Raw genomic sequence first — 22,469 nt, 5'->3', positions numbered from 1 at the left:
TATGAAACACTTTGCCTCTCTGTTTTTCGCCGTGCTGCTGTCCTTTGGGGCGCAGGCTCAAGGCGTCATAACCTTTGAAAAAGAGCTGCATGACTTCGGCAGTGTGCCCGAAGGCACGATGGCTACGCACGAGTTCAAGTTCAAAAACACAGGCAATCAGCCCGTCGTTATTGCCAATGTGCAGGCTTCGTGCGGTTGCACTACCCCTGACTGGACCAAAACGCCGGTGCTGCCGGGCAAATCGGGCATTATAAAAGCTATGTACAGTAGTGCCGGGCGGCCCGGCGTGTTCAACAAAACCGTTACGGTAACAAGCAACGCCTCTGTACCCAGCAAGGTGCTTACCATTAAGGGCGACGTAGTGAACAAGGAGCAGGCCAAGGCTACCATGACGCCAGCCCAGTTGGCGCAGTCGCCTCGCCTGGCCCTGGACCGCACCGCCCACGACTTCGGAAAAATAGAGTCGGGACAGCAGCCCAGCGCGAAATTCACCGTGAAAAACACGGGCAAGCAACCCCTAGAACTGGGTATGATAACCTCGGCTTGCAACTGCATCGGCTACAAGTCGGTGCCACCGGTAGTGAAACCGGGCCAAAGTGCCGTGGTGGAATTGCTCTACGCCCAGCGCCAAACTGGCCAGATGTCGGATGTGGCTACGCTTAGCTCCAACGACTTGAGCGGCGACGTAAAAGTGACACTGAAGGCCAACATCGTGCGCGACCTGACCGGCAGCAGCATGGTGAAGGAAAGCAGCGCGACCGTACCGTTCAAATAGCCTTATTCGCTAGCAGCATCTAGTATAGGGTTTCCGGTACCCTGTTCTAGAAAGTAAAATCTTAGAAGCCCCTGATGCACGTGGTGTCGTTGGGGGCTTTTTTATGGGTAATTCCTTGGCTAGGGCACTAGCTTCCGGATTGCGCTGTTGTGGTTTCTCGCAATGACGGCAGGTTCCGCTATCTTTGCGCACCCCCAAATTATTGTCTTCTTCACCTTCCCGCTCTGCCATGATCATCGGCGTACCGAAAGAAATTAAGAACAACGAAAACCGCGTAGGCCTGACCCCTGCTGGCGTTGCTGAACTCCGTAAGCACGGCCACGAGCTGTACGTGCAAAGTACCGCTGGCCTCGGCAGTGGTTTCCTCGATGCTGAGTACGAGGAAGCTGGCGCCACTATCCTCTCTTCCATAGACGAGGTGTACGGCAAGGCTGAAATGATTGTGAAGGTGAAGGAGCCGATTGCTCAGGAGTATCCACTCATCAAGGAGAATCAGCTGCTGTTCACGTACTTCCACTTTGCCTCGGGCGAGGAGCTAACCCACGCCATGATCGAGCGCAAGGCTATTTGCCTAGCCTACGAAACCGTGGAGCTTTCCAATCGGGCCCTACCCCTGCTCATTCCGATGAGTGAAGTAGCAGGCCGGATGGCTCCTCAGGAAGGTGCCAAATACTTGGAGAAGCCCCTGAAAGGCCGCGGCATTCTGCTGGGCGGCGTGCCCGGCGTGAAGCCAGCCGAGGTGCTGGTACTAGGTGCGGGCATCGTGGGCACGCAGGCCGCCAAAATTGCAGCTGGCCTGGGCGCTCAAGTAACCATCATGGATATCAGCCTGAACCGTCTGCGGGAACTGGACGACTTCATGCCGAAGAATGTGGTGACGCAGTATTCCAATGAGTACAACATTCGCGCAGCCATCAAAACGGCCGACCTCATTATTGGTGCCGTCTTGATTCCGGGCGCGAAGGCTCCGCACCTCATTACCCGTGATATGCTCAAGACCATGAAGCCCGGTACCGTGCTCGTGGACGTGGCCGTGGACCAGGGTGGCTGCATCGAAACCTGCCGCCCCACCACGCACGAAGATCCCACCTTCATCATCGACGACATTGTGCACTACTGCGTGGCCAACATGCCAGGTGCCGTGCCTTATACCTCAACGCTGGCCCTCACCAACGCCACCCTCCCCTACGCCGTGAAACTGGCGAACCTGGGCTGGCAGGAAGCGTGCCGCCGCGACGAGGCCCTGCGCCTCGGCCTGAACGTGGTGCATGGCGAAGTGGTGTACAAAGGTGTGGCGGAAGCCTGGAACCTGCCGCTGGTTGATGTACACAACGTGCTGGAAGAAGCAGCCGTTTAAGTGAAAAGCTAAACGACGAAAAAGCCTTTCTGGCCCACTGGCCGGAAAGGCTTTTTCTGTAACGCCAAGCTCCAGCTTGGTGGACCGTTGCGCGACTGGCAGTTCTGCCTCGGTAACGGCACTGTTCAACGACCTGCCAAGCTGGAGCTTGGCGTTACAGCGAATATGAAAGGCATTCTTTATACCGGCGGCGAGCTAACGGACGTCGTGACCTTCGCCCGCCTCCCTGTTTATTTACAGACGTTTCTGCGGGAGCAAAACGGCGTGGTTGCCTACTTTGGTGGGTTACATTTGCGCGGTTGCGTAACAACACCGGCGTGGCACTCACTGGAAGTGGCCTGGCAAGGCCCTACTGCTTTCTGGCGCACCTACGATGAGGTGCTGGAATCCGACATTCCATTCGCCCAAGACTGCGTAGGCAACCAGTTTCTATTACGCGGCGACGCCGTGCTCTTGCTCGACACCGAAACCGGCGAACTGGCTGATTTGGAAGTGGACTTCAAGCACTTTCTGTTTGGCGTGGAAAAGTACCCGCTCGATGCCTTGGGTATGGAACCGCTCCGGGGCTTCCAGCAACAAGGTGGCGTATTGCAGCCTGGGCAGTTACTGAGCGTGTTTCCACCGCTGTGCATAGCCATCAACAACGGCAAAGTGCCTGAGCTGAAGGCGGCTACCGTCTCGGAGCGGCTAGCGTGGCTAGCTGGTTTCTACCAAAAAATCAAGGACTTGCCCGACGGACAAACCATCCGTCTTACTGGCGAGTAACGTATTTTCCGTTGTTCATGATTTCTCCTCTTCTGCGTCTGCTGCTGCGCCGGTTGCTGCTGCTTATGGGCGTGTATGTGCTGCTACGGCTGGGCTTTTACTGGGCCAACCACGGCGTGTTTCGGGAGGCTACTACCGGGCAGGTGCTGCTGGCGTTCTGGCACGGCTTCCGCTACGATGTGTCGGCGCTGTTGCTGCTGAACTTACCGTTTCTGCTGCTTTCCTTGGTGCCGGCCTTCAGCTTCCGCTGGCAGGGCTTTGTGCGGGGCGTTTATCTCACGCTCAATGCCTGCGGCATTGCCCTAAACCTGATTGACACGCAGTATTTCAAGTTTATTGGCCGGCGCACCAGCAACGAGTTGTTTACCATCACCGATGATATTCAGCGGCAGGCTGGCCAGTTGGTGGGGCATTATTGGTTTCTGCTGATTCCGTTCGTGGTGCTGTTTGGGCTGGTTTGGTACTTCTACCCGATGCCTACTGCTGCCGATGCAGCGTATTATCAGGGGCAGCGGCGCGGCAAACGCCTAGTGCGGCCTGTGTTGGAAGTACTGTTGGTTGCGGGCTTTGCGGTACTTGGTATCCGGGGTGGCTTCCAGCTGAAGCCATTGCGCACCGGCCACGCTTTCATGCAGACGCCGCCCGTTATGGGCCATGTGGCCTTGAACAGCACCTTCACTTTCCTGAAAAGCCTGCGGGCAGACCCAGTGGAACGGCGTAACTTCTTTCCGTCGGTAGCGGCGTTGCGGCCAGCCTTGGCTGCCCGGCAGCCTGGTGCACGCCCCGGCGCCCCGCGCGACAACGTGGTTGTGCTGCTGATTGAAAGCTTTGCTTCCGAGTACAACGGCATCGAAAACGGTGGCAAGGGATACACCCCTTTTTTTGATTCGCTGGCAACCCAAGGCTTGTTTTTCCGGCAGCACTACGCCAACGGCCGCCGGTCTATTGAGGCGCTGCCCGCTGTGCTGGCGGGGTTGCCAGCCCTCACCGAAAACTCGTTTATCACCTCCGACTTCCAAACCGACGAGTTGCACGGGCTAGGCGAGTTGCTAGGGCGGCAGGGCTACGCTACATCGGTATTTCACGGGGCCACCAACGGCACCATGGGCTTCAATACCTTCGCTGGCATTACCGGTATTCAGCAGTACTATGGCCTGAGCGAGTACCCTGGCGGTACTGAAAGCCCGGATTTTGATGGGCACTGGGGGATTTTTGATGAGCCGTACCTACAGTATTTTGCGCAGAAGCTGGGGCAGCAGAAACAGCCGTTCTTTTCCACCGTCTTCACCTTGACTTCGCACGAGCCTTTCCCAGTGCCTGCGCAGTATAAGGGGAAGTTTACGGCGGGCGAGTTGCCCATTCATGCCTCCGTGCAGTACACCGATTTTGCATTGCGGCAGTTCTTCAAAGCCGCCGCTCGGCAACCGTGGTATAAGAACACACTGTTTGTAGTGTTAGCCGACCACACTTCCCAGACGTTGCGGCCCGAGTACCAGAATACGCTTGGCTCCTACAAGACGCCTCTGCTACTCTTCCACCCCAGCCACACGCTGCCGCCGGCCAATGTGCAGCGCATCACCCAGCAAGCCGATATTCCTGCCACTGTGCTCGACTATCTAGGCTTGGCACCAGGCCAGCCATTGCTCCCATTTGGCTATTCTGTGTTCGATGCCGGTACGACGGGACGCGCCTTGTTTCTGAGTGGTGGCAGCTACTTCCTCGTGCACTCCGACTACGTAACCGAACTCACCGCCGACAATCAGGTGCGCTTGTACCCCTACCAAAACCACGCCTTGCCCGCTACGCCCCTCGCTGCCCCCGACCCGCAGAAACTACAGCAGTACGGCAACGAGCTAAAAGCCTGCGTGCAGTTCTACCTCAACGGCCTAGCCGATAACACGCTGTACAAGTAACGCCGTCAAACTCACATCAGAGCAAGCAAACAGCCGCTTCTGTAGCTACAGAAGCGGCTGTTTGCTTGTGTATAAGCCATCGATTGAGCGAGTGAACCGATTTTAACTTAGAGTGGAAATGGGCTCGCTTTCCGCGTCAAACAGCCGTTTGCCAATTACTATTTCGGCACAGTGCTTCTACTAATGCTATGGTTAATCTGTTATCACAAGTTGGCGCGCAGTACAAGTAGACCCTATCTGTACACGCAACGTGTAAATTCCTGCTGGCAGACCACCTACATCTATTTTCTGGCGCAAACCACGCTCGTTAGCTGGATAGAAAGTTGGTGAAAGATGGCGCACGACTCGCCCTAAAGCGTCGGTGAGTGTGAGCGTGGTATGTGTAGCACCCACCGCAGTTGGTAACAACACGGTGGTGGCAGTAGTGGCAGGGTTAGGATATACTTGCAAACCAACCAGTGCAGTTGAAGCATTTGTGCTCAGGACAGCATCTGTGAGGGAAGCCAAGAAGCCAACAGGATTGGTGCTTGAATTGGTAATAGCAAGATTTCCAAAAGTAGCGACTGGCACTACATTGCCGCCCACGTACACCTTATTACCGGGACCTATGGCTACAGATCTTGCCTGTTCGTAATCGGTACCTCCGGCAGACTGTGCCCATGTAAACCTGCCACTGCTTCCTGCATCAAGTAGCTGCGTAATGAATACATCGTCGCTGCCAGCTACGCTGGTAAGGTCGGCGCTACCAAACCCGACGGTGCCGGAGAATCCTCCTGCCACATATACTGCAGAACCATTCACTGCCACTGCGGCAGCATAGTCGCTTCTAGGGCCTGCTCCCTGCAACGCCCACGTGAAGCTTCCGCTCAAGCCAGCATCTGTAATCTTGGTTACAAACACATCATAACCGCCAGAGATTCCTGTACTCGTAAAGGTAGTAGTCCCTAGAACGAGGGTGAATAGGAAGCGCCCTACTACATACACGTTGGTACCATTGACTGCTATGGCATTGGGAATGACAACTCCTCCGCTGTTTTGGATAGCCCACGTAAATCCGGCACTTGCTCCTCCGTCAGTGATTTTGGCCACGAAAGCAGATAATGCCCCACCCATTAGGCTTGTACTTCCAAAAGTAACCGTATTGGAAAATCCGCCCGTTACATACACAGTGCTACCCGTAGCAGCTATTGCACTTACATAGTCGTCACCGGAACTTGCCACTGGCTGCACCCACACAAAATTCGCTGTGGACCCAGCGTCTATAAGTTTCGCTACAAAACCATCCCCAGAGGATCCGTTGGTTGATGCATTTGTCAGAGACAAAGTGCCAAACCCAGCTGATGTACTGTAAAATCTACCTGCTAGGTATACGGTGGAGCCACTAACGGCTAACGCAGTAGCATCATCACTTCCGCTACCTCCAAACCTTTGCGCCCATACAAAGCTTGCGCTACTCTCAGTATCAATTAGCTTGGCAACAAAGCCTTCGGCAGTACCAGTGCTTGTCAGGCTAAGATTGCCGAAAGTAGCTGTTACCGCAAACTGACCAGCCACATACACGCTGGTACCACTTACAGCGACCGTAGGCGCATAGTCCGAGCCCGGCCCTCCGGCTCGTTGTGCCCACGCGAAAGTGCCAGTCGACGGAAGCCATTTGGCCACAAATATATCGGCGTCGCCCGCACTGGTTAAGACTGTATTTCCAAATCGAACTACCCCTCGAAAATTGCCAGCTACATATACATTGCCTACTGCATCAGTGGCTGTCGCGCTGATGGAGGACTCGTCTCCAGATACCGCTACTGCAGTTTGCCAAAGAGGAGCCTGCGCCCGAACCTTACCACATGCAAGCAGAAATATCAATACGCTAGCAAGGATGGCCAGCACAGCATGAGTAATTGTTCTAAACATAAGCTTCCGTATAATAATGTTAAACCGAGCTACGAAAGTAGCAATAGCTCTTGCAGTTAGCCTAATCTAATATTATTAGATTTTGTTCTGTTATAAATGAGTACTACCCCGTCAATCCACCGTACAGTGGCACTTCAGTCAGCCGTTCGTTGGTGCGCTGCTCGAAATTCACGCGCCAGCAGAAGTGCTGCAAACCGTTGGTAAGCAGCAATAGCGGCGCCCCTATGGTTTGGTTATAGGTAGCAGCCTGCTGGGCCACAGCGGCCGTGATGGGCACGGTTGGCCGCTTGCACTCTACCAGTAGCAGCGGGCTGCCGTCGGGCCCGAGGGCCCAGAGGTCGGTGCGTTTTTGGCGCTGGTTGTAGCGGTGGCCGCGCTCCGCACTCAGCAGGCCACGCGGGTAGCCCCGGTGGTTTATCAAATAATGAATTACATGCTGCCGTACCCATTCTTCGGGCGTTAGCACAACATGCTTCCGACGCAGCACGTCCCAGATTAATATAGTCTCGCCGCTTTGCGTAAGTTTGTACTCGAAAGGCGGCAGGTTCAACTCTTGCATCACCTCCAAAGGTACGGCCCTGGGTTCTGGTTCCCGCTTTTCATCCCGTACCGTCGCCCACTCGCTGGGTCGACGGTTTTTTTATAAAGTTTGGGCTTGCTGGAGGCCTAGGCTTTTGCCTGATGCTTTACTTCTTCAGTAGAGGAAGCTCCACTACAGTATCCCGTATATCCAGCAAATAGACCGAACATCCCACTAATTCAAGACCATACATGAAGACCAAATCCGACATTGTAGAAAACTGGCTGCCGCGCTACACTGGGGTTCCCCTGAAAGAGTTTGGGCAGTATATCCTGCTTACCAACTTTATCAACTACGTCCATATGTTTGCCGAGCAGTTCGGCGTAGAGGTAAACGGCCTCGACAAGCCGATGCAGACCGCTACAGCTGGTGGCATCACCATCATCAACTTCGGTATGGGCTCCCCCATGGCTGCTACCGTTATGGACCTGATATCCGCTGTGAAGCCCAAGGCAGCCTTGTTCCTAGGTAAATGCGGTGGCCTGAAAAGCAAAACCAAGCTTGGCGACCTGATTCTGCCCATTGCCGCCATCCGGGGCGAGGGTACTTCCGACGACTACTTACCCGCCGAAATTCCTGCTCTCCCCTCCTTCCGCTTGCAGCGGGCCGTATCGTCGATGATCAAGAAGCACGAGAAGGACTATTGGACCGGTACGGTGTACACCACCAACCGCCGCGTGTGGGAGCACGACGAGAACTTCAAAGAGTACCTGCGCCAGATCCGGGCCATGGCCGTGGACATGGAAACGGCCACCATCTTCACGGTGGGCTTTGTCAACGAGATTCCGCACGGTGCCCTGCTGCTGGTCAGCGACAACCCAATGACGCCCGAAGGCGTGAAAACGTCGGAGAGCGACAAGAAGGTAACGGCTGATTTCGTGACGGCTCACCTGCAAATTGGCATCGACTCGCTGCTGGAGCTGAAGAATTCCGGCGAATCGGTGAAGCATATGCGCTTCGAGTAGTGAAAGCAGCGCCTTTCGCTTAGCTTGCACAACGGTGCCTCAAGCAAACCCCAGTGGCCCAACCGGCTCTGGGGTTTTTTGTGAGCTTGCTTCAACATCCACTGCGCAGGATGTATCTTTTATGCTGTATTGCGCCTGAATTGTTACGCTATGGATGCATTTTCTACTGCTTATCTGGATGTCACTTACGACGAGGAAATACAAGTGCTGATTGGACGCTGGAAGCGCGGCGTTATGCCGTTTGAGCTACAGCAGGGCTACGCGGCTATTCTGGATATAGCCGCCGAAAAGGACTGTCGTTTCTGGCTGCTCGACATCCGCCGCCGCACGGGCGTGGACGCCTCGGACGTGTTTTGGATGATGGAAGACTTCTTTCCGCGCCTGCACCCGCGGCTGGGCAGCACCACTTACATGGCGCTCCTAATGGCGCCCCACCACCTTGCTGGTGCCCTCTCCAATATCGGCCTTGCCAGCAACAACGCCCCACAGGGCCAGCCCTACCTGATTCAGCGCTTCACGGAGGAAGCCCCGGCCCTGGCTTGGCTCGAACGTTGCCTCCAGCAAGGGTCGGTGGAGCGGTAACCCGAGGCCCTACGATAGAGAAAGGAGGCAGTACAGTTCTACGGCGCACTTGGCGCCAAGAGAATTGTACTGCCTCCTTTCTCTGTTTCGTGGCGTCTATCATCTCGCCTCAGCAATTCTTACTTTCGCGCTATGACTAACTCCATACGCTCGTTTGTTTTGCTGATGTTGGCTGGCTTTTTCAGTTGCTGCCAGAGTACGTCCACTCAGTCCGTTGATTTGGTGGTATACAATGCCACCGTGTACACCGTAGATTCCGCCTTTTCTAAGGCTACGGCGTTTGCCGTGAAGGACGGTAAGTTTGTGGCGGTGGGCAGTGAGGCCGACATTCGGGGCCGGTTTACGGGCAAGGAAAGCGTAGACGCCCGGGGCCAGTTTGTGTACCCCGGCTTCTACGATGCCCATTGTCACTTCTACCGCTATGCCCTTGGCTTGCGCGATGCCGAACTGGTAGGCACTACCTCGTGGGCACAGGTGATAGAGAAGCTGCAACAGCAGCGCCAGCAATACCCACAGGCTGCTTGGCTAACCGGCCGCGGCTGGGACCAAAACGACTGGCCCACCAAGCAGTTCCCTACCAAAGACACGCTTGACCTCCTGTTTCCAAACACGCCGGTCTTCATCGTGCGGGTGGATGGACACGCGGCTCTCGTCAACCAGAAGGCCTTGGATCTGGCAGGCGTCATGGCCAGTACGCCCATCAGCGGCGGCACCATCAGCAAAAACGCCGCAGGCAAGCTAACGGGCTTGCTTGTTGACAACGCCGTGGATTTGGTGAGTGTGAAGATTCCGGAGCCAACCGCAACCGAAGCCAACGCCGCTGTTCTGGAAGCCCAGAAGCGCTGCCTGGCCGTGGGCCTGACCAGCCTCGCTGATGCTGGCCTCGACAAAGCCAACATCGACCAAATAGCCGCTCTGCAACAAGACGGCAAGCTGAAGCTGCGCATATACGCCATGCTCACCCCAACCAAAGCCAACAAAGAGTTCTACCTGAAAAACGGCCCCGTATTCCAGGATCGGCTAACGGTGTGCAGCTTCAAGGTATACGCCGACGGTGCTTTGGGTTCGCGCGGCGCTTGCTTGCTGCATCCGTATACCGATAAGCCCAAAGAAACCGGCTTCCTGCTCTCCTCGATAGCCGACTACCGCACCTTGGCGAAAGAACTGGCCGCCAGCAAGTTTCAAATGAACACCCACGCCATCGGCGACTCCAGCAACCGACTGCTACTCGATATTTATGGCGAAGTGCTGGGTGGCAAGAACGACCGACGCTGGCGCATCGAGCACGCCCAAGTGGTGAGCAAGGCCGATGTTGTGAAGTTCGGACAGTTCGGCATCGTGCCTTCGGTGCAGCCCACCCACGCCACTTCCGATATGTACTGGGCTGGTGAGCGGCTCGGGGCCGCACGCCTCAAGACTGCCTACGCCTTCAACGACCTGCGCAAGCAATACGGCCAGGTGGCCATCGGCTCCGATTTTCCGGTAGAAGATATCAATCCGCTCTATGGCTTTCACTCGGCCGTAGCCCGACAAGATGCCAAGAACTATCCTGCCAAGGGCTTCCAGATGGAAAATGCCCTGAGCCGTCCTGATGCCCTACGTGGCATGACCACCTGGGCCGCCCATGCCGCTTTCGAAGACAAGCAGAAAGGCAGCATCCGTGCGGGCATGGCCGCTGACTTCGTGTTATTGGACACCGACCTTATAGAAGGACCCAAGGAGAAGTTACGCGGCGCCAAGGTGCAACAGACTTGGATTGCAGGCGAGCAAGTGTTTGGCGGGAAATAGAGGCCGTCTACTGCCTACCTGCTTTTGCAGCCAGCTTTTGCAACTCTGCTAGCTCTTCTTTCTTGGCGGCAATCAGCTCTTTTGTTCGGGAGCATTTATTAACAAAAAGAGCCGTTGGGGAATACTCGTTATCAGCATAAATCAGGTAGGTTTTACCAACCTGAAAGTTGAATTGGCAGTTGTTCTCCGCCTCAAGTATACGGCTGAGTGCCTTTCTGTTGCCTTTAAACACTTTGTCTACTTTTAGTTGAATAATAGTAGGAGTATTTCGCCGAGAAGGCATGGCTACCACAGTTGCCGTATAAACGGCAGTTACTTGCTTGAATTCCTGTGCGCGAGACAACAGTGGAGTACACTCACAAGCACTTGCTTGTAGGATGCTCCCCAGTCCTACTAGCGCTAGGAAAATACTGACTGATAACCGCATATCTATTCAATGGGTGGTATTAGCGTTGGGGTGCTTCGTCGGCGGAGCCGCCGTAGATGGCGGGTACCGGAATATCGAGCAGGCGCAGGTACACGCTGAGCTGGCCGCGGTGGTGAATGAGGTGATTGAGTACCAGGGTCCGCGCTACAGCGGCGCGGGGCAGCGTCATAAACACTTGCTCGCCCCGGCGCAACGACCAGCTGCTGTGGAAAGTAGCATCATCAACCTGCTCCAAGGCTTTATGAATGTTCTCACCATTGACATCAAACCGGCGCAGTACCTCATCGGTAGTAGTAGGCGACTCGGGCATTTTCGTGGTAGCAAGGTCGGTTTCAGGCCCAGCCAGCGACATTTGCAGGAAGCCAACTAAGTTGGCCATGTGCGAGGCCAACGTACCCAACTTCATCGACTTGGGGTGAGGCTGCCACCCAAATTGCTCGGTGGGCACACGCTCCAGCAAGCGGCGAGTAAGTTTCAGCTCTTGTTTCAACTCTTGGCTTAGAGCAGCTTGCAGGGTGGGTTGAGCTTCGGTCATGGGTGTTAAAAAAGGTTAGTGGCTACTTGTTGTGGGCAGTAAGTACAGATTCCAATGGTCCGGTTGGGCCATTACTTACAATGAAACGGCACCATTACGCTGGATAATGGTGCCGTTTGTTGGTTGGTTCCGAATGGGCTAACGGACGGAGGCTGGCATACCCACGTTGGGAGTGGCAGGCGGTGGCCCCACTTGCGTGTCCTCGGTGCTCGGAACTTCGTCGCGCAGTTTGCGGCCCCGTAGGCGCAGCAAGAAAACCAAACCCAGTACGAAGAACACGATGAGCGACAGAATGCTGTTGCGCATCGAGCCGGTAATCTGCGCAATAACCCCGAACACGGCAGTGCCAATGACAATGCTAAGCTTCTCGGTTACGTCGAAAAAGCTGAAGAACGCGGCGGTGTTAGGCGTATTTTCCGGAATGATCTTGGAATAGGTGCTGCGCGACAAGCTTTGCACGGCGCCCATGGTAAGCCCGATGACCGAGGCCAGCGCGTAGAAGCTCCAGCCGGCCTGTACAAAATAGCCAGCCACACAAATAAGCATCCAAATCACCACCGACCAGCTCAACGCCCGCGTGTTGCCGATGCGCTCCGATAGCTTGGAAAATAGGTAAGCGCCCAAGATGCCCACCAACTGCAACAGCAGAATGGTAAGAATCAGCGCGGAGCTTTCCAGCTTCAGTTCTTCGTCGCCGAAGATGGTGGCTACATACATGACGGTTTGGACGCCCATGTTGTAGGTGAAGTACGCCAGCAGAAACCGTTTCAGGTTGGGTAGGTGTTCGAGCTGCGCCCACACCTTGCCCAGTTCCCGGAAGCCGTTCAGCAGCCAGCCAGAATCAGAGTCGGTGGTGCCAGCGGGGGTTGTGGTAGTAGGCCGGCCAGGGTCGGCGGGCAGAGCGAAAAAAGGAATTTGCGCGAAGCCAGCCCACCATATACCCGTGAGCAGGAAAGCCAAGCGCGTGGCAAATCCTTCTTCCAGTCCTAGTGCGCCGTGCCCCATAATCAGCCCCAGGCAAACAACCAACAGCAGCACCGACCCGATGTAGCCCATCGAAAAACCGCGCGCCGACAGCGAATCAAACTTCTCTTCCGAAGAAATCAGCGGCAGATAGGAGTTGTAGAACACAATGGAACCCGAGAAACCGATGGTGGCGGAAATGAACACGAACGTGCTGAGCGTTAGTGTGTCGGTGGTGAAGAAGAACAAGGCAGCGCAGGAGGCAGCCCCGAGGTAGCAGAAAATCTGCATGAACAGCTTCTTGCGTCCTGAGAAGTCGGCCAAGGAGGTGAGGAACGGGCTGATAAGCGCAATCAGCAGAAAAGCCGCCGAAATAGCATACGTAAGCAAAGACGACCCCGGCACCTGAAATCCTAGGAACTCGACGGGGCTTTTGCCACTGTCGGTACCCGTGATTTGCTTTACCATAGCCCCCCAATAAATAGGGAAAATACTGGAGGTGATAACCAATGGATACACCGAGTTGGCCCAGTCGTAGAACGTCCAGCCACGGGTGATGCGCTTGTCGTCCTTGGGAATGTCGCTGAAGCCGGTATCCGGCGCAGTTACCGAGGCAGTTGTCATAGAGACAGAGTTGAGAGTGTGGTACCGGCCAAGATAACGGGATTCTATGGTTGTGGTTGTTACGAAGCCTTTAACCTCCGTGTGCGGACGGGGCTACTCTATTTCCGGCATCGGCTTACCCTGTAGCAAAGCAGCGTATTGCTGGGGGGTGTCCACGTCAATAGCCGCATTGGCAAATGGCACCGAAGCCACCAGCTGGGGGTGGTGTTTGAGCAGTTGGGCGGCACCCGCCGCATCGGCAATATCCCGGAGCAACGGCAGCACTTCGGCTCCAAACAGGACGGGCACACCGCGTATCGTGCCGTACTGCGTAGCCACGATAGGTTGGCCGGTATGCGAATATGTTGTCACCAGTTCTTGGAGCAGCGCAGGCGTTATGTGAGGCTGGTCGCAGAGCATTACAAGTACCGTGGCCCAGGTGCTACATATACTTTCCAGTAGTGCCAGCCCAGTTTTGAGGGAAGCCCCCATACCCAGCGCCCACGTAGGGCACCATATGGCATGCACCGGCAAGCCAGCCAACTCCGGCAGCAATTCAGTGTGCAACGCCCCCGTCACGACAATCACCGGCCCTCCGTCTGCCGCAGCTACTGCGGTTTCAACGGCGCGGCGCAACAGTGTCTGTCCCTCATAGGGCAGCAGCTGTTTGGGCTGGCCTAAGCGGGAAGACGAACCAGCCGCCAGCACAATAACAGCAGTGGACATAGGTATCTGGTTGGGAAGTGCCTGCTTGTATTGAAGAATCAAGAACTGTGCATGCGGGTTAAACGAACACGCATACTATTGACAGACAGCTAATTTCGGCATCATCAGCTTCATTGACCGAGAATCCTGGGGCTGAAGCCTTACAAATCACAGACAGCATCCACACGGCCCTCGGCTATCAGGGGGCCATCGGCGTGCAGAGGCGGGTGAATAGGATGCGGTGAGTCGCGCAGGAAACCGGCCGGACGACCAGCCAGTACCGCCTGTATTTCGGCCACGATGGACAACGCTATTTCTTCGGGCGTCTCGGCGCCTAAATTGAGGCCGATAGGGCTGTGCAGCCGCCCAGCCAGCAACTCGGCTGCATCGGGCTGCTGCTGTTGCAGGTCGGTGAGAAGGCGCTCGTATTTCTTGCGCGGGCCTAGCAGCCCAATGTACTTGGTGGGTGCGTGCAACAAATGGCGTAGCACAGCCAAGTCGTAGTAGTAATTGTGAGTCATGAGCAACGCAAAACGCGCATCATGGGGCTCGGCTTCCACTTCGGCCAGTGGCAATACACGCACCTGCTCGGCGTCGGGAAAGCGGGTGGCTTGCGCCTGCGCAGGCCGACCATCTAGCACTTGCACCCGCCATCCAAGGCTAGCTGCCAAGCGTACCAGTGGCTGCACATCATTGCCAGCGCCGTAGATAGACAACCTGACCGGCGGGCGCAGAATCTCTAGGCTTACCCGCACTACCCCAGCCCCAGCGGCATACTGCCGGGTAGCAGGTTGCTCGGCGTTCAAGGCAGCCCGGGCGTCGGCTAGAATGGTAGCGTGCAACTCCGAGCCAGTTGAAAGCGTGCCTTGGACGGTTCCGTCGTGGAGTAACAGCAGCCGCTCGCCCATCTGCACCGAGGCTTGCGTACCCGTCATACTAAACACGGTAGCTACCACGGCAGGCGCTTCTACGCCATCGGCCCACCGGCGCAGCAGCTCCAATGGATTATCAGGGTCAGAGAAATCCAAGGGTTCCAGCAGAATCTGCACGATGCCTTGGCAGCCGAGCGCCGCGCCAAACTGCAAGTCGTCGTCGGGGTCGGTGGAATCATACGTAACCACAGTAGGGCGGCCCTGCCGGATGGTGCGCCGGGCACGTTGACGGGCATCGCCTTCCAGGCAGCCACCACTGATGGCGCCGGTCAGCTGGCCGTCTTCGGTGACCAGCATGCGGGCACCCGGCCGCCGATATGCCGAACCGGCCACATCAACTACGGAGGCCAAGGCGCAAGCGTGGTTGGCGGCACGGTGCTCGTCGTACGCAAGAAGAAGACGCTGTAATTCAGTCATACTAGGCAAGAGGAATGCGTACTTGCATTCTAGCGATTATACGAAGCAATGAAACGCATGGTGCTTTCGAGGTTGCGTTGCGCAGAAAAATCTGGTAGTTGGCAACCGCACAGCTTGTTGTGGTCAGCAAGCAAAAAGGTGGTCATGCTATACTTAGCACCTCCTCTCCCCCGGCCAAACGAATCAGACACCACGATAGGAAACAGGCGGGTAAGCGCAGCCAACGGTGCAGATACGCGAAAAGGCAAGCCTATACCGCCAACGCGCCCATCACCTTATCCGGCGTGATAGGCAACTCGCGGACTCGCTTACCCGTGGCGTGGAAGACGGCATTTGCTACTGCTGCCGATACACCTACCATCGATATTTCGCCGATGCCCTTCACGCCCATCGCATTGATATAGGGGTCGTGCTCGTCAATGAATTCCACGGTCATCTCCGGAATATCGGCGTTGACGGGAATGTGGTACTCGCCGAGGCTGGCGTTGGTGTAACGGGCGTAGTTCTGGTCGCGGTAGGTTTCTTCCATCAGCGCCGCCCCAATGCCGAAAATGCTGCCACCGATAATTTGGCTGCGGGCCGTTTTGGCGTTCAGGATTCGGCCCGCCGCGTGCACACTCACCCACCGGGTTACGCGCACCGTGCCCAGTTCCGCATCTACCCGTACCTCGCAAAAGTGCGCTCCGAACGAGTGCATGGAGTGCCCACCGGCATCCTTTTCGTGGCCGGAATCGGCGGGACCGGGAGCCATGCCGGTTTCATAGCCAGCGCCGTATTTGCCGTTGCCGGTGCCTTCAATATCACTCATTTCGTTGCGCTTCATCAGCGCCGCAAAATCTTCGCCTTTCTGCTTGTTGGCTTTCAGCACCAGCCGGTTTTTCTCCACTACCACGTCCTCCATCTTAGCGCGGAACAGCGGCGACTTTTTATCGGCTATGGCTAGCTTCTTGAGTTTCTGCCACACCTCCTGCGCCGCCACGTACACCGACGACGAAACCGTACCGGCCGCCACCGAGCCACCCGAGTTGGGAGCCGTAGGCAAGCGCGAATCACCTAGCTCGAACCGTATCTTGTCGGGCGTGAGGCCTAGAGCGTCGGCAGCTACCTGCGTCATAACGGTATAAGTGCCCGTGCCCAGGTCAGTGGCACCGCTTTGCACTACGGCGTGGCCGTCAGCATACAGGCGCACGCGAGCCGTGCCTTGTGAGTTGTGCACCGGGTACGAGGCGGTGGCCATGCCGTAGCCGATGAGGTATTTGCCGTCGCGGGTAGCGCCGTTTTGAGGGTTGCGCTTGCTCCAGCCAAACAACTCGGCTCCACGGGCATAGCACTGCTTCAAGCTTTTGCTGCTCCAGGGTTTGCCGTTGGTAGGGTCTTTCTCGGCGTAGTTCCGCAAGCGGATTTCCAGCGGGTCAATACCAAGTTGGTTGGCTATGTCATCCAGGGAACACTCGATGGCAAACGAGCCAGGCGCTTCGCCGGGGGCCCGCGTGAACGTGGAGGTCATGACGTTGGCACGCGCCAGCTGGTAACTCGACTCGAAGGTCGGGCAGTCGTAGAGCAAGTTGATGATGCGGCTGTTGGGCTCCGCGTAGTTGTCCCAGGGCGAAGTGGTGGAGGTTTTCTCGTGCACCAGTGCCAAGAGCTTGCCTTCCTTGGTAGCGCCTACTTGCAGGGTTTGGGTTTGGTCTTCGCGGTGGCCCATGCCCGTAAACATCTGTTGGCGGGTGAGCACCAGCTTCACTGGCCGGTTCACGGCTTTGGCAGCCTGCACCGTCAGCACCGTGTGGGGCCAACTGGAGCCTTTGCAGCCGAAGCCGCCGCCCAGGTACTTGGTCACGACGCGCACCTGCTCTTGCGGCAGTCCCAGCATTGTGGCCAACGACTTTTGGGTGCGCGTAATGCCCTGCGTAGACTCGTATACCGTCAGCCGGTCGGCCGCTTCCCAGATGGCGGTAGTCGAGCCGGGCTCCATGGGATTGTGGTGGTTGATGGCGTGGGTGTAGGTGGCTGAGTGCTTTATGGGTGCCGCAGCCAGTGCCGCCCGCGCATCGCCCCGGCGGGTGAAGCCCTTGGTTTTGTCGTCCTGCACCTTCTCGGGGTTGAAGATTTCCGCTTTGGGGTCTAGGTACGAGGCTAATGGCTTTTCCGCGGCGTACTGCACCCGCACCAACGAGGCGGCATGGGTGGCCCGCTCGAAGGTATCGGCTACCACCAGCGCTACCGGCTGCCCAGCGTAGTGCACCATGTCGGAGGTAAGCGGCAGGAAGCCCATGGGGGCACCAATGGCTTTCTTGCCTTCCTGGTCGTTGGGCGTTTTGGCGAGCTTAGGCAGGTTTTGGTGGGTGAGTACGGCCAGCACGCCAGGCTCCTTCATGGCAGCCGTGGTATCAATGCTTTGGATTTTGCCTTTGGCAATTTCACTGCCTTTCAGCACCCCATACACCAAGTCCGTCAGCGGGAACTCGGCCGAGTATTTGGCTTTGCCGGTTACTTTATCGTAGCCATCTACACGGCTAAGCGGCTGCCCTACCACGCCCCCGGTACCGGGGGCATTGGTTTCAAAAAATCGTGGTTCAGTATCCATGAGGATGGTAGCAAGTAAGGCCAAGCCAGCGCTTGGTGAATCGTTGAACGATGTCGTGTTGAGGGTGCTGGCTTAGTCGTTCAACGAAGTGCGGAGTACATCCCGCCCACCGTCAGCAACTAGACACCCGCCCGAAGCGTGGTTACGCCGTTATTTCCTGGAAGGCCCGGACAATAGCTTTCTGGACCATCTCCACCTTGAAGCGGTTGTGCTCACGCGGCGCGGCTCCACGTACTGCCGCGGCGGCAGCAGCCTGGAAGCTGGCTTCCGTAGCCGGCTTGCCCACCAGCAGCTTTTCAGCTTCCAGCGCGCGCCACGGCTTGGTACCCACGCTGCCCATGGCAATGCGCGCCGACCGAATCTGTCCGCCCTGCACGTCAAGCCCCACGGCCGCTGATACCAGCGCAAACGCGTAGGAAGCCCGGTCGCGCACCTTCACGTAGTGCGATTTGCGGGCGTGCGCGGCCGCGGGCACGGTTACGGCCACAATCAGCTCGTCGGCTTCCAGGATGGTTTCGCGCTGAGGAGTGGTGCCCGGCAGCAAGTGAAAATCCAGGAGAGATACGCGCCGCTGCTTGCCCTTGCTGTTTTCCAGGGTCACCACAGCATCCAGCGCTACCAGGGCCACGGCCATGTCGCCGGGGTTGGTGGCAATGCAGGCCGTGCTGCCGCCCAAGATGGCGAGGCCACGATTATCGCCGGTTTGGGCGGGGCAGCCGGAACCGGGGTTGCGCTTGTTGCAGGGAAAGGCCGTGTCGCGGAAGTAGGTGCAGCGCGTGCGTTGCATCAGGTTGCCCCCAATGCTGGCCATATTGCGCAGCTGCGGCGAGGCACTCAGCAGCAGGGCCTCGGAAATAGCCGGATACTGCTGCACAACCAGCGGGTTTTCGCCCACGTCGCTCATCCGCTCCAGCGCCCCGATGCGCAGACCGTCGGCGGTTTCGCTGATGCCTTTGAAGGGCACCATGTTGATATCAACCAGCTGCGGATGCTGCTCCACGTTGAGCTTCATCAAATCGAGCAGGGTGGTGCCGCCCGCAATGAACGCAGACTGGGCGCTGTCTTTGCGGGCACCGGTAGCTTCTTTGGCCGTGTTGGCCGTGGTGTAGCTGAAGTTATTCATGAGTTAGGTCTTGGAACTGAGAGGGAAGAGCTTGGAACCGATAGTAGCTTAGCAACGAGGTTTTTGTCTCGGTTCTAAGGGCTACTACCTACGCTCTATGCCTTGCTCGCTACTTCGCGCACGGCAGCAGTGATGTTGGGATAAGCCCCGCAACGGCAGAGGTTGCCGCTCATCCACTCCCGGGTCTGGGCATCGGTGGTGGCATGTCCTTCTTTCACGCACGCCACGCCCGACATAATTTGGCCGGGCGTGCAATAGCCGCACTGAAAGCCGTCGTGCTTCACGAAGGCTGCTTGCATTGGGTGCAGTTCCTCTCCTTTCGCCAAGCCTTCAATAGTGGTGATTTCCTTGCCTTGGTTCATCACGGCAAGCGTGAGGCAGCTGTTGATGCGGCGGCCATCTACCAGCACCGTGCAGGCGCCGCATTGGCCATGGTCGCAGCCCTTTTTGCTGCCCGTCAGGTTCAGGTTTTCGCGCAGGGCGTCGAGCAGGGTTACGCGGGGCTCGGCACGTAGAGTGCGGGCAGTGCCGTTCACGCGCAGCGTCATCTCCGACACCCCTTCCATGGTTTTCGAGTAAGCCGTCAGGCGTTCGGCTTGGCTAACCAGCGGCGGCGTAAGCGCCAACCCAAGGAAGCCGCCGGCCTGCTTCATAAAGGAGCGGCGCGAGCCATCTTCGGGCCGCGTATCGGGGGGCGTACCAGCCGACTCGTCGGGAGCAGGAATAGTTGACATGTAGTGAAGGGTGAAGAGTTGGAATCGAGAGCAAGTGCGCCCAACAGCTCGGAAGCCTGGCTGCCACATGGGCAACCTCGTAGGTGAACACTGAAACAACCTGAATAGCTGGTACTAGTTCAGTGAAAGAGCAAGGTTTCCTTTCTTCAACCCCGTCACACCAGACCACCACAACAGTTTAGCTTCGATACGGCATACTGTCCAGTCGAGTTTATAGCTACGATGCGGTAACTGAAAATGGCCTACGTGAAGCGCTATATTCTGATTGGCAGCGCCTGGCTCAACTGCTATACTTCAGCTCCCACTCCAAGCACTCATACCCACTTACAACACAAGCCCGCTCCCTAGTTGGGCAGCGGGCTTGTGTTCTGCAGGCAGGGTGTAGGCTACGGCTTACTGGCCGTTCACCGTCTTGACAGACTTTGTTTTGCCTTTCGCCTTCTTGGGATTCAGCATGTATTTGCCATCCGCTGATTTCTTTTGATCTTTTTTCATTCTCTCGCGCGCCTTGGCGGTGTCTTGCGGCGGAGTTGCTTGGGCAGGTGAAGCTTGGGCTAGTGCCTGCGGCAGGTTGCCTAGTAGAAAAGCAAGAAGCGCAGCAACAAACAACGTGGTTTTCATAGAATAGCAGGCGAAGGACGAAGAAGGCTGCCGCATCATCTTCAGGGCAGCCGGATACTTGCAGCTACGCAGCTTATCCTATCATGTTGCTTACTACCCCTTGCTCACAGCCAGTGACCGTGCTTGCTGTAGTCACAGATTCCATTCGCTGATAGCAGCAACGCTTAGGCTCGCAGCCAACAGAAATGCTGGAGTCGGGCTCCCGTAGAGCAACGCTACATAGGAATCTGTAAGCCCTTCCGTTTGGGTAAAGCAACACACCGTCCAAACACAACAAAACCACCCATTCAAGACGAACGGGTGGTTTTCATTGTATCAGCTATGCCTTGCGGCACGGCGTAGTCGTGATTAGCGGGTAGTAGTACCGGCGGTAGTACCTGAAGTTGTAGTACCCGTGGTAGTGGTTCCCGAAGTAGTACCGGTCGTAGCGCCCGAAGTAGTACCCGTGGTGGTAGTGCCAGTAGTACCCGAAGTGGTAGTACCGTCCGTAGTGCCCGACGTAGTCGTGCCGGTGGTGGTAGTACCGCTGGTGCTAGTGCCGTCAGTGGTGCTGGTACCTGTGGTGGTAGTTCCCGTCTCAGTACCCGAAGTGGAGCTGGCAGGGGTGTCGGTGCTCGTGCTGGTGCAAGAAGAAAGCGCAACGCCGGCACTGAAAAGAAGAGCAACTACACGGATGGTCCAGGCTGAATTTTTCGTCTGTTTCATAGGGGTCTGATTGTGATGGTGTGGAGGTGAACGGTGACCAGGCACCAGGTAATTCTGAAGCCCTTGTACGCTGGTTCTTGTCAAATTGATATAAAACATCTGAAAAAAACACACATTTTTTCTTGAATGGGTATTAAATATACGCTATTTACCTTTCAATTTTTCGACATAACCATCTTATATATAACACTTTATCACGCATATTACCTGTTCTTCCAAGTGGGGGCAATTTTTAGGCAAATATTTTCGCCAAGGGGCTGAAATTTGCCTTACTGTTCAGCTTGCCCCTCACGTGAAACCTGGTCCGTAACCCATCCAAAACAGGCAGAAACAGCAGTAGCACCGAGGCGCTGTAGGCGCAACGGAAGCGAGGCGTTGCATGGTCTATTGTACCGTTGTTGATTACCCTTAAACAGACACCGAGTTACTCATTTTCATAGCCCGATTCTATGTCTCGATAGGTTCCCCGTAATATGACTTGGATCAACAGCTCACTTGCTTCTATCTAGGCACACAAAGCGGGGCACCCACCGCTTGTTCCGGCAAGACACCTCCAACTTTTCAGATGCACCTCTCCCCTCTTCAGCTGAGGTAGGGTACTGACTGGTAGCTTCAGCGGGGCGCTGCCCTGTAACAACTTTATGCTGACTTGAAGCGGTATTTAAGCCACACCACGTCGTTGTCGAGCTGCTGCACGTGGGCTAGGTGCAGCCGCGTGGCGGGGCCTTTAGGCAGGTAGTCGCTCACTTCAAATGTCGTCGGCGACTGTAGCGTCCCATCGGCAATGGGCAGCAGCAGCAAGCTGAATTCGTCGATTAAACCGGCGTTGAGCAGGGAGCCGTTCAGGTGGCCGCCGCCTTCTAGCATCAACGTTTCGATAGGGAACAGCGCCGCTAGCTGTTGTAGCGCCGAGGCGAAATCCAGTTCTTTCTCGCCGGCAAACAGGTAAGAAATGCGCTGGCGCTGCAAATAGTAGAGGTATTCGTCGCTCACTTGCTCGGTGAGCACCTCCACAATATGGTCGCCGCCGGTGGAGTTGCTGCTCCAGCCTAGCTTACCGTGCGCATCCACCGCCACCGCGAAGGACGTAGCTTGCGCATCCCCAATAAACGGCTCCCGGGCAATGGGGTGCGGGGCTGGTTGCAGGTCGGGCTGCACACCTTCTGAGAAGTCGCGTTCCATGGTCACGCGCCCACACATCCAGGCTTCACTGGTGAAAGTGGTGTGGTACTTCTCGAAGTAGCCAGAGTAGGTGTCGGTCAGGTTTTTGTCCTTCCAGTTGGCAGCGAGAATCTTCCCATCCACCGAGGACATCATATGGCAGATTACGTGAGGTCTTTTCATAACAGCCTTCAACGGAAATTCCGCCCTCATGGCCCACCACTGCCGTTTTCGGCGGCCCTACAGCGCCGCAACAGGCTGGTTAGTTGTTTGCTGCTCAGGGCTCATCAACCATTCAGAACGTCATGCCGCGCTTGAAA

20 protein-coding genes are annotated in these 22,469 nt (G+C 56.5%); 7 read left to right on the top strand and 13 right to left on the bottom strand.

Going from position 1 to position 22,469, the window contains the following annotated elements; all coding sequences use genetic code 11:
* Nucleotide 1 precedes the first annotated feature (1 nt).
* The 4 genes from MTX78_RS08375 to MTX78_RS08360 all read left to right on the top strand — a co-directional run bounded on the left by MTX78_RS08375 (nt 2) and on the right by MTX78_RS08360 (nt 4,810).
* Nucleotides 2–775: a DUF1573 domain-containing protein gene (locus tag MTX78_RS08375; protein WP_243801652.1), complete on the top strand. Its 774-nt coding sequence runs from the start codon at nt 2–4 to the stop codon at nt 773–775.
* A gap of 229 nt (nt 776–1,004) precedes the next feature.
* Nucleotides 1,005–2,132, top strand: coding sequence for an alanine dehydrogenase (ald, locus tag MTX78_RS08370; RefSeq protein WP_243801649.1), 1,128 nt, complete (start codon nt 1,005–1,007; stop codon nt 2,130–2,132).
* Between the two features lie 165 nt (nt 2,133–2,297).
* Nucleotides 2,298–2,897, top strand: coding sequence for an SMI1/KNR4 family protein (locus MTX78_RS08365; RefSeq protein ID WP_243801647.1), 600 nt, complete (start codon nt 2,298–2,300; stop codon nt 2,895–2,897).
* 17 nt (nt 2,898–2,914) lie between these two features.
* Entirely contained in the window at nt 2,915–4,810 is a 1,896-nt protein-coding gene (locus tag MTX78_RS08360; protein WP_243801645.1) for an LTA synthase family protein, read from the top strand.
* A 192-nt stretch (nt 4,811–5,002) separates the two neighbouring features.
* Here the strand turns inward: MTX78_RS08360 and MTX78_RS08355 are convergent, their stop codons facing one another.
* Complete coding sequence (locus MTX78_RS08355; RefSeq protein ID WP_243801643.1) at nt 5,003–5,899, bottom strand: T9SS type A sorting domain-containing protein; 897 nt, start codon at nt 5,897–5,899, stop codon at nt 5,003–5,005.
* Between the two features lie 925 nt (nt 5,900–6,824).
* Nucleotides 6,825–7,280 (bottom strand): type I restriction enzyme HsdR N-terminal domain-containing protein, encoded by a 456-nt coding sequence (locus tag MTX78_RS08350; RefSeq protein WP_243801641.1) that lies wholly within the window; start codon nt 7,278–7,280, stop codon nt 6,825–6,827.
* Between the two features lie 212 nt (nt 7,281–7,492).
* Here MTX78_RS08350 and MTX78_RS08345 point away from each other — a divergent pair, with 212 nt between their 5' ends.
* From MTX78_RS08345 to MTX78_RS08335, 3 genes are all read left to right on the top strand, one after another.
* Nucleotides 7,493–8,266, top strand: coding sequence for an AMP nucleosidase (locus MTX78_RS08345; RefSeq protein WP_243801639.1), 774 nt, complete (start codon nt 7,493–7,495; stop codon nt 8,264–8,266).
* A 150-nt stretch (nt 8,267–8,416) separates the two neighbouring features.
* Nucleotides 8,417–8,848 (top strand): hypothetical protein, encoded by a 432-nt coding sequence (locus MTX78_RS08340; RefSeq protein WP_243801637.1) that lies wholly within the window; start codon nt 8,417–8,419, stop codon nt 8,846–8,848.
* Between the two features lie 132 nt (nt 8,849–8,980).
* Entirely contained in the window at nt 8,981–10,636 is a 1,656-nt protein-coding gene (locus MTX78_RS08335) for an amidohydrolase (RefSeq protein WP_243801636.1), read from the top strand.
* Nucleotides 10,637–10,643: 7 nt separating this feature from the next.
* Here the strand turns inward: MTX78_RS08335 and MTX78_RS08330 are convergent, their stop codons facing one another.
* From MTX78_RS08330 to MTX78_RS08280, 11 genes are all read right to left on the bottom strand, one after another.
* On the bottom strand, nt 10,644–11,063 hold the full coding sequence (locus tag MTX78_RS08330) for a hypothetical protein (protein WP_243801634.1): 420 nt from the start codon (nt 11,061–11,063) through the stop codon (nt 10,644–10,646).
* A gap of 19 nt (nt 11,064–11,082) precedes the next feature.
* Nucleotides 11,083–11,598, bottom strand: a complete 516-nt coding sequence (locus MTX78_RS08325) for a DinB family protein (protein WP_243801632.1) — start codon at nt 11,596–11,598, stop codon at nt 11,083–11,085.
* Between the two features lie 138 nt (nt 11,599–11,736).
* Nucleotides 11,737–13,185 carry an MFS transporter gene (locus MTX78_RS08320; protein WP_243801630.1) on the bottom strand — a complete coding sequence of 483 codons (1,449 nt, stop codon included), beginning with the start codon at nt 13,183–13,185 and terminating at the stop codon, nt 11,737–11,739.
* 93 nt (nt 13,186–13,278) lie between these two features.
* Nucleotides 13,279–13,890, bottom strand: coding sequence for a nucleotidyltransferase family protein (locus tag MTX78_RS08315; protein ID WP_243801628.1), 612 nt, complete (start codon nt 13,888–13,890; stop codon nt 13,279–13,281).
* A 140-nt stretch (nt 13,891–14,030) separates the two neighbouring features.
* Nucleotides 14,031–15,218 (bottom strand): XdhC family protein, encoded by a 1,188-nt coding sequence (locus MTX78_RS08310; RefSeq protein ID WP_243801626.1) that lies wholly within the window; start codon nt 15,216–15,218, stop codon nt 14,031–14,033.
* A 250-nt stretch (nt 15,219–15,468) separates the two neighbouring features.
* Entirely contained in the window at nt 15,469–17,805 is a 2,337-nt protein-coding gene (locus tag MTX78_RS08305; protein WP_243801624.1) for a xanthine dehydrogenase family protein molybdopterin-binding subunit, read from the bottom strand.
* A gap of 142 nt (nt 17,806–17,947) precedes the next feature.
* The gene (locus MTX78_RS08300; protein ID WP_243801622.1) at nt 17,948–18,928 is read right to left on the bottom strand and encodes an FAD binding domain-containing protein; all 981 of its coding nucleotides are present in this window, start codon (nt 18,926–18,928) and stop codon (nt 17,948–17,950) included.
* A 95-nt stretch (nt 18,929–19,023) separates the two neighbouring features.
* Entirely contained in the window at nt 19,024–19,662 is a 639-nt protein-coding gene (locus tag MTX78_RS08295; protein WP_243801621.1) for a (2Fe-2S)-binding protein, read from the bottom strand.
* 393 nt (nt 19,663–20,055) lie between these two features.
* Nucleotides 20,056–20,283: a hypothetical protein gene (locus MTX78_RS08290; protein ID WP_243801620.1), complete on the bottom strand. Its 228-nt coding sequence runs from the start codon at nt 20,281–20,283 to the stop codon at nt 20,056–20,058.
* Nucleotides 20,284–20,631: 348 nt separating this feature from the next.
* The gene (locus tag MTX78_RS08285) at nt 20,632–20,988 is read right to left on the bottom strand and encodes a hypothetical protein (protein ID WP_243801618.1); all 357 of its coding nucleotides are present in this window, start codon (nt 20,986–20,988) and stop codon (nt 20,632–20,634) included.
* 639 nt (nt 20,989–21,627) lie between these two features.
* The gene (locus MTX78_RS08280; RefSeq protein ID WP_243801616.1) at nt 21,628–22,332 is read right to left on the bottom strand and encodes a RibD family protein; all 705 of its coding nucleotides are present in this window, start codon (nt 22,330–22,332) and stop codon (nt 21,628–21,630) included.
* Nucleotides 22,333–22,469 lie beyond the last annotated feature (137 nt).

The organism is Hymenobacter tibetensis (genome assembly GCF_022827545.1).
GTDB lineage: Bacteria > Bacteroidota > Bacteroidia > Cytophagales > Hymenobacteraceae > Hymenobacter > Hymenobacter tibetensis.
This window is presented reverse-complemented; position numbering and strand designations above follow the sequence as displayed.

Excerpts from the sequence above, each read along its gene's own strand:
- MTX78_RS08365 (WP_243801647.1), top strand. The coding sequence starts at position 2,298 with ATGAAAGGCATTCTTTATACCGGCGGCGAGCTAACGGACGTCGTGACC.
- MTX78_RS08360 (WP_243801645.1), top strand. The coding sequence starts at position 2,915 with ATGATTTCTCCTCTTCTGCGTCTGCTGCTGCGCCGGTTGCTGCTGCTT.
- MTX78_RS08285 (WP_243801618.1), bottom strand. The coding sequence starts at position 20,988 with ATGAAACAGACGAAAAATTCAGCCTGGACCATCCGTGTAGTTGCTCTT.
- MTX78_RS08375 (WP_243801652.1), top strand. The coding sequence starts at position 2 with ATGAAACACTTTGCCTCTCTGTTTTTCGCCGTGCTGCTGTCCTTTGGG.
- MTX78_RS08340 (WP_243801637.1), top strand. The coding sequence starts at position 8,417 with ATGGATGCATTTTCTACTGCTTATCTGGATGTCACTTACGACGAGGAA.
- MTX78_RS08350 (WP_243801641.1), bottom strand. The coding sequence starts at position 7,280 with ATGCAAGAGTTGAACCTGCCGCCTTTCGAGTACAAACTTACGCAAAGC.
- MTX78_RS08295 (WP_243801621.1), bottom strand. The coding sequence starts at position 19,662 with ATGTCAACTATTCCTGCTCCCGACGAGTCGGCTGGTACGCCCCCCGAT.
- MTX78_RS08280 (WP_243801616.1), bottom strand. The coding sequence starts at position 22,332 with ATGAAAAGACCTCACGTAATCTGCCATATGATGTCCTCGGTGGATGGG.
- MTX78_RS08325 (WP_243801632.1), bottom strand. The coding sequence starts at position 11,598 with ATGACCGAAGCTCAACCCACCCTGCAAGCTGCTCTAAGCCAAGAGTTG.
- MTX78_RS08305 (WP_243801624.1), bottom strand. The coding sequence starts at position 17,805 with ATGGATACTGAACCACGATTTTTTGAAACCAATGCCCCCGGTACCGGG.
- MTX78_RS08335 (WP_243801636.1), top strand. The coding sequence starts at position 8,981 with ATGACTAACTCCATACGCTCGTTTGTTTTGCTGATGTTGGCTGGCTTT.
- MTX78_RS08310 (WP_243801626.1), bottom strand. The coding sequence starts at position 15,218 with ATGACTGAATTACAGCGTCTTCTTCTTGCGTACGACGAGCACCGTGCC.
- MTX78_RS08315 (WP_243801628.1), bottom strand. The coding sequence starts at position 13,890 with ATGTCCACTGCTGTTATTGTGCTGGCGGCTGGTTCGTCTTCCCGCTTA.
- MTX78_RS08330 (WP_243801634.1), bottom strand. The coding sequence starts at position 11,063 with ATGCGGTTATCAGTCAGTATTTTCCTAGCGCTAGTAGGACTGGGGAGC.
- ald (WP_243801649.1), top strand. The coding sequence starts at position 1,005 with ATGATCATCGGCGTACCGAAAGAAATTAAGAACAACGAAAACCGCGTA.
- MTX78_RS08300 (WP_243801622.1), bottom strand. The coding sequence starts at position 18,928 with ATGAATAACTTCAGCTACACCACGGCCAACACGGCCAAAGAAGCTACC.
- MTX78_RS08320 (WP_243801630.1), bottom strand. The coding sequence starts at position 13,185 with ATGACAACTGCCTCGGTAACTGCGCCGGATACCGGCTTCAGCGACATT.
- MTX78_RS08345 (WP_243801639.1), top strand. The coding sequence starts at position 7,493 with ATGAAGACCAAATCCGACATTGTAGAAAACTGGCTGCCGCGCTACACT.
- MTX78_RS08290 (WP_243801620.1), bottom strand. The coding sequence starts at position 20,283 with ATGAAAACCACGTTGTTTGTTGCTGCGCTTCTTGCTTTTCTACTAGGC.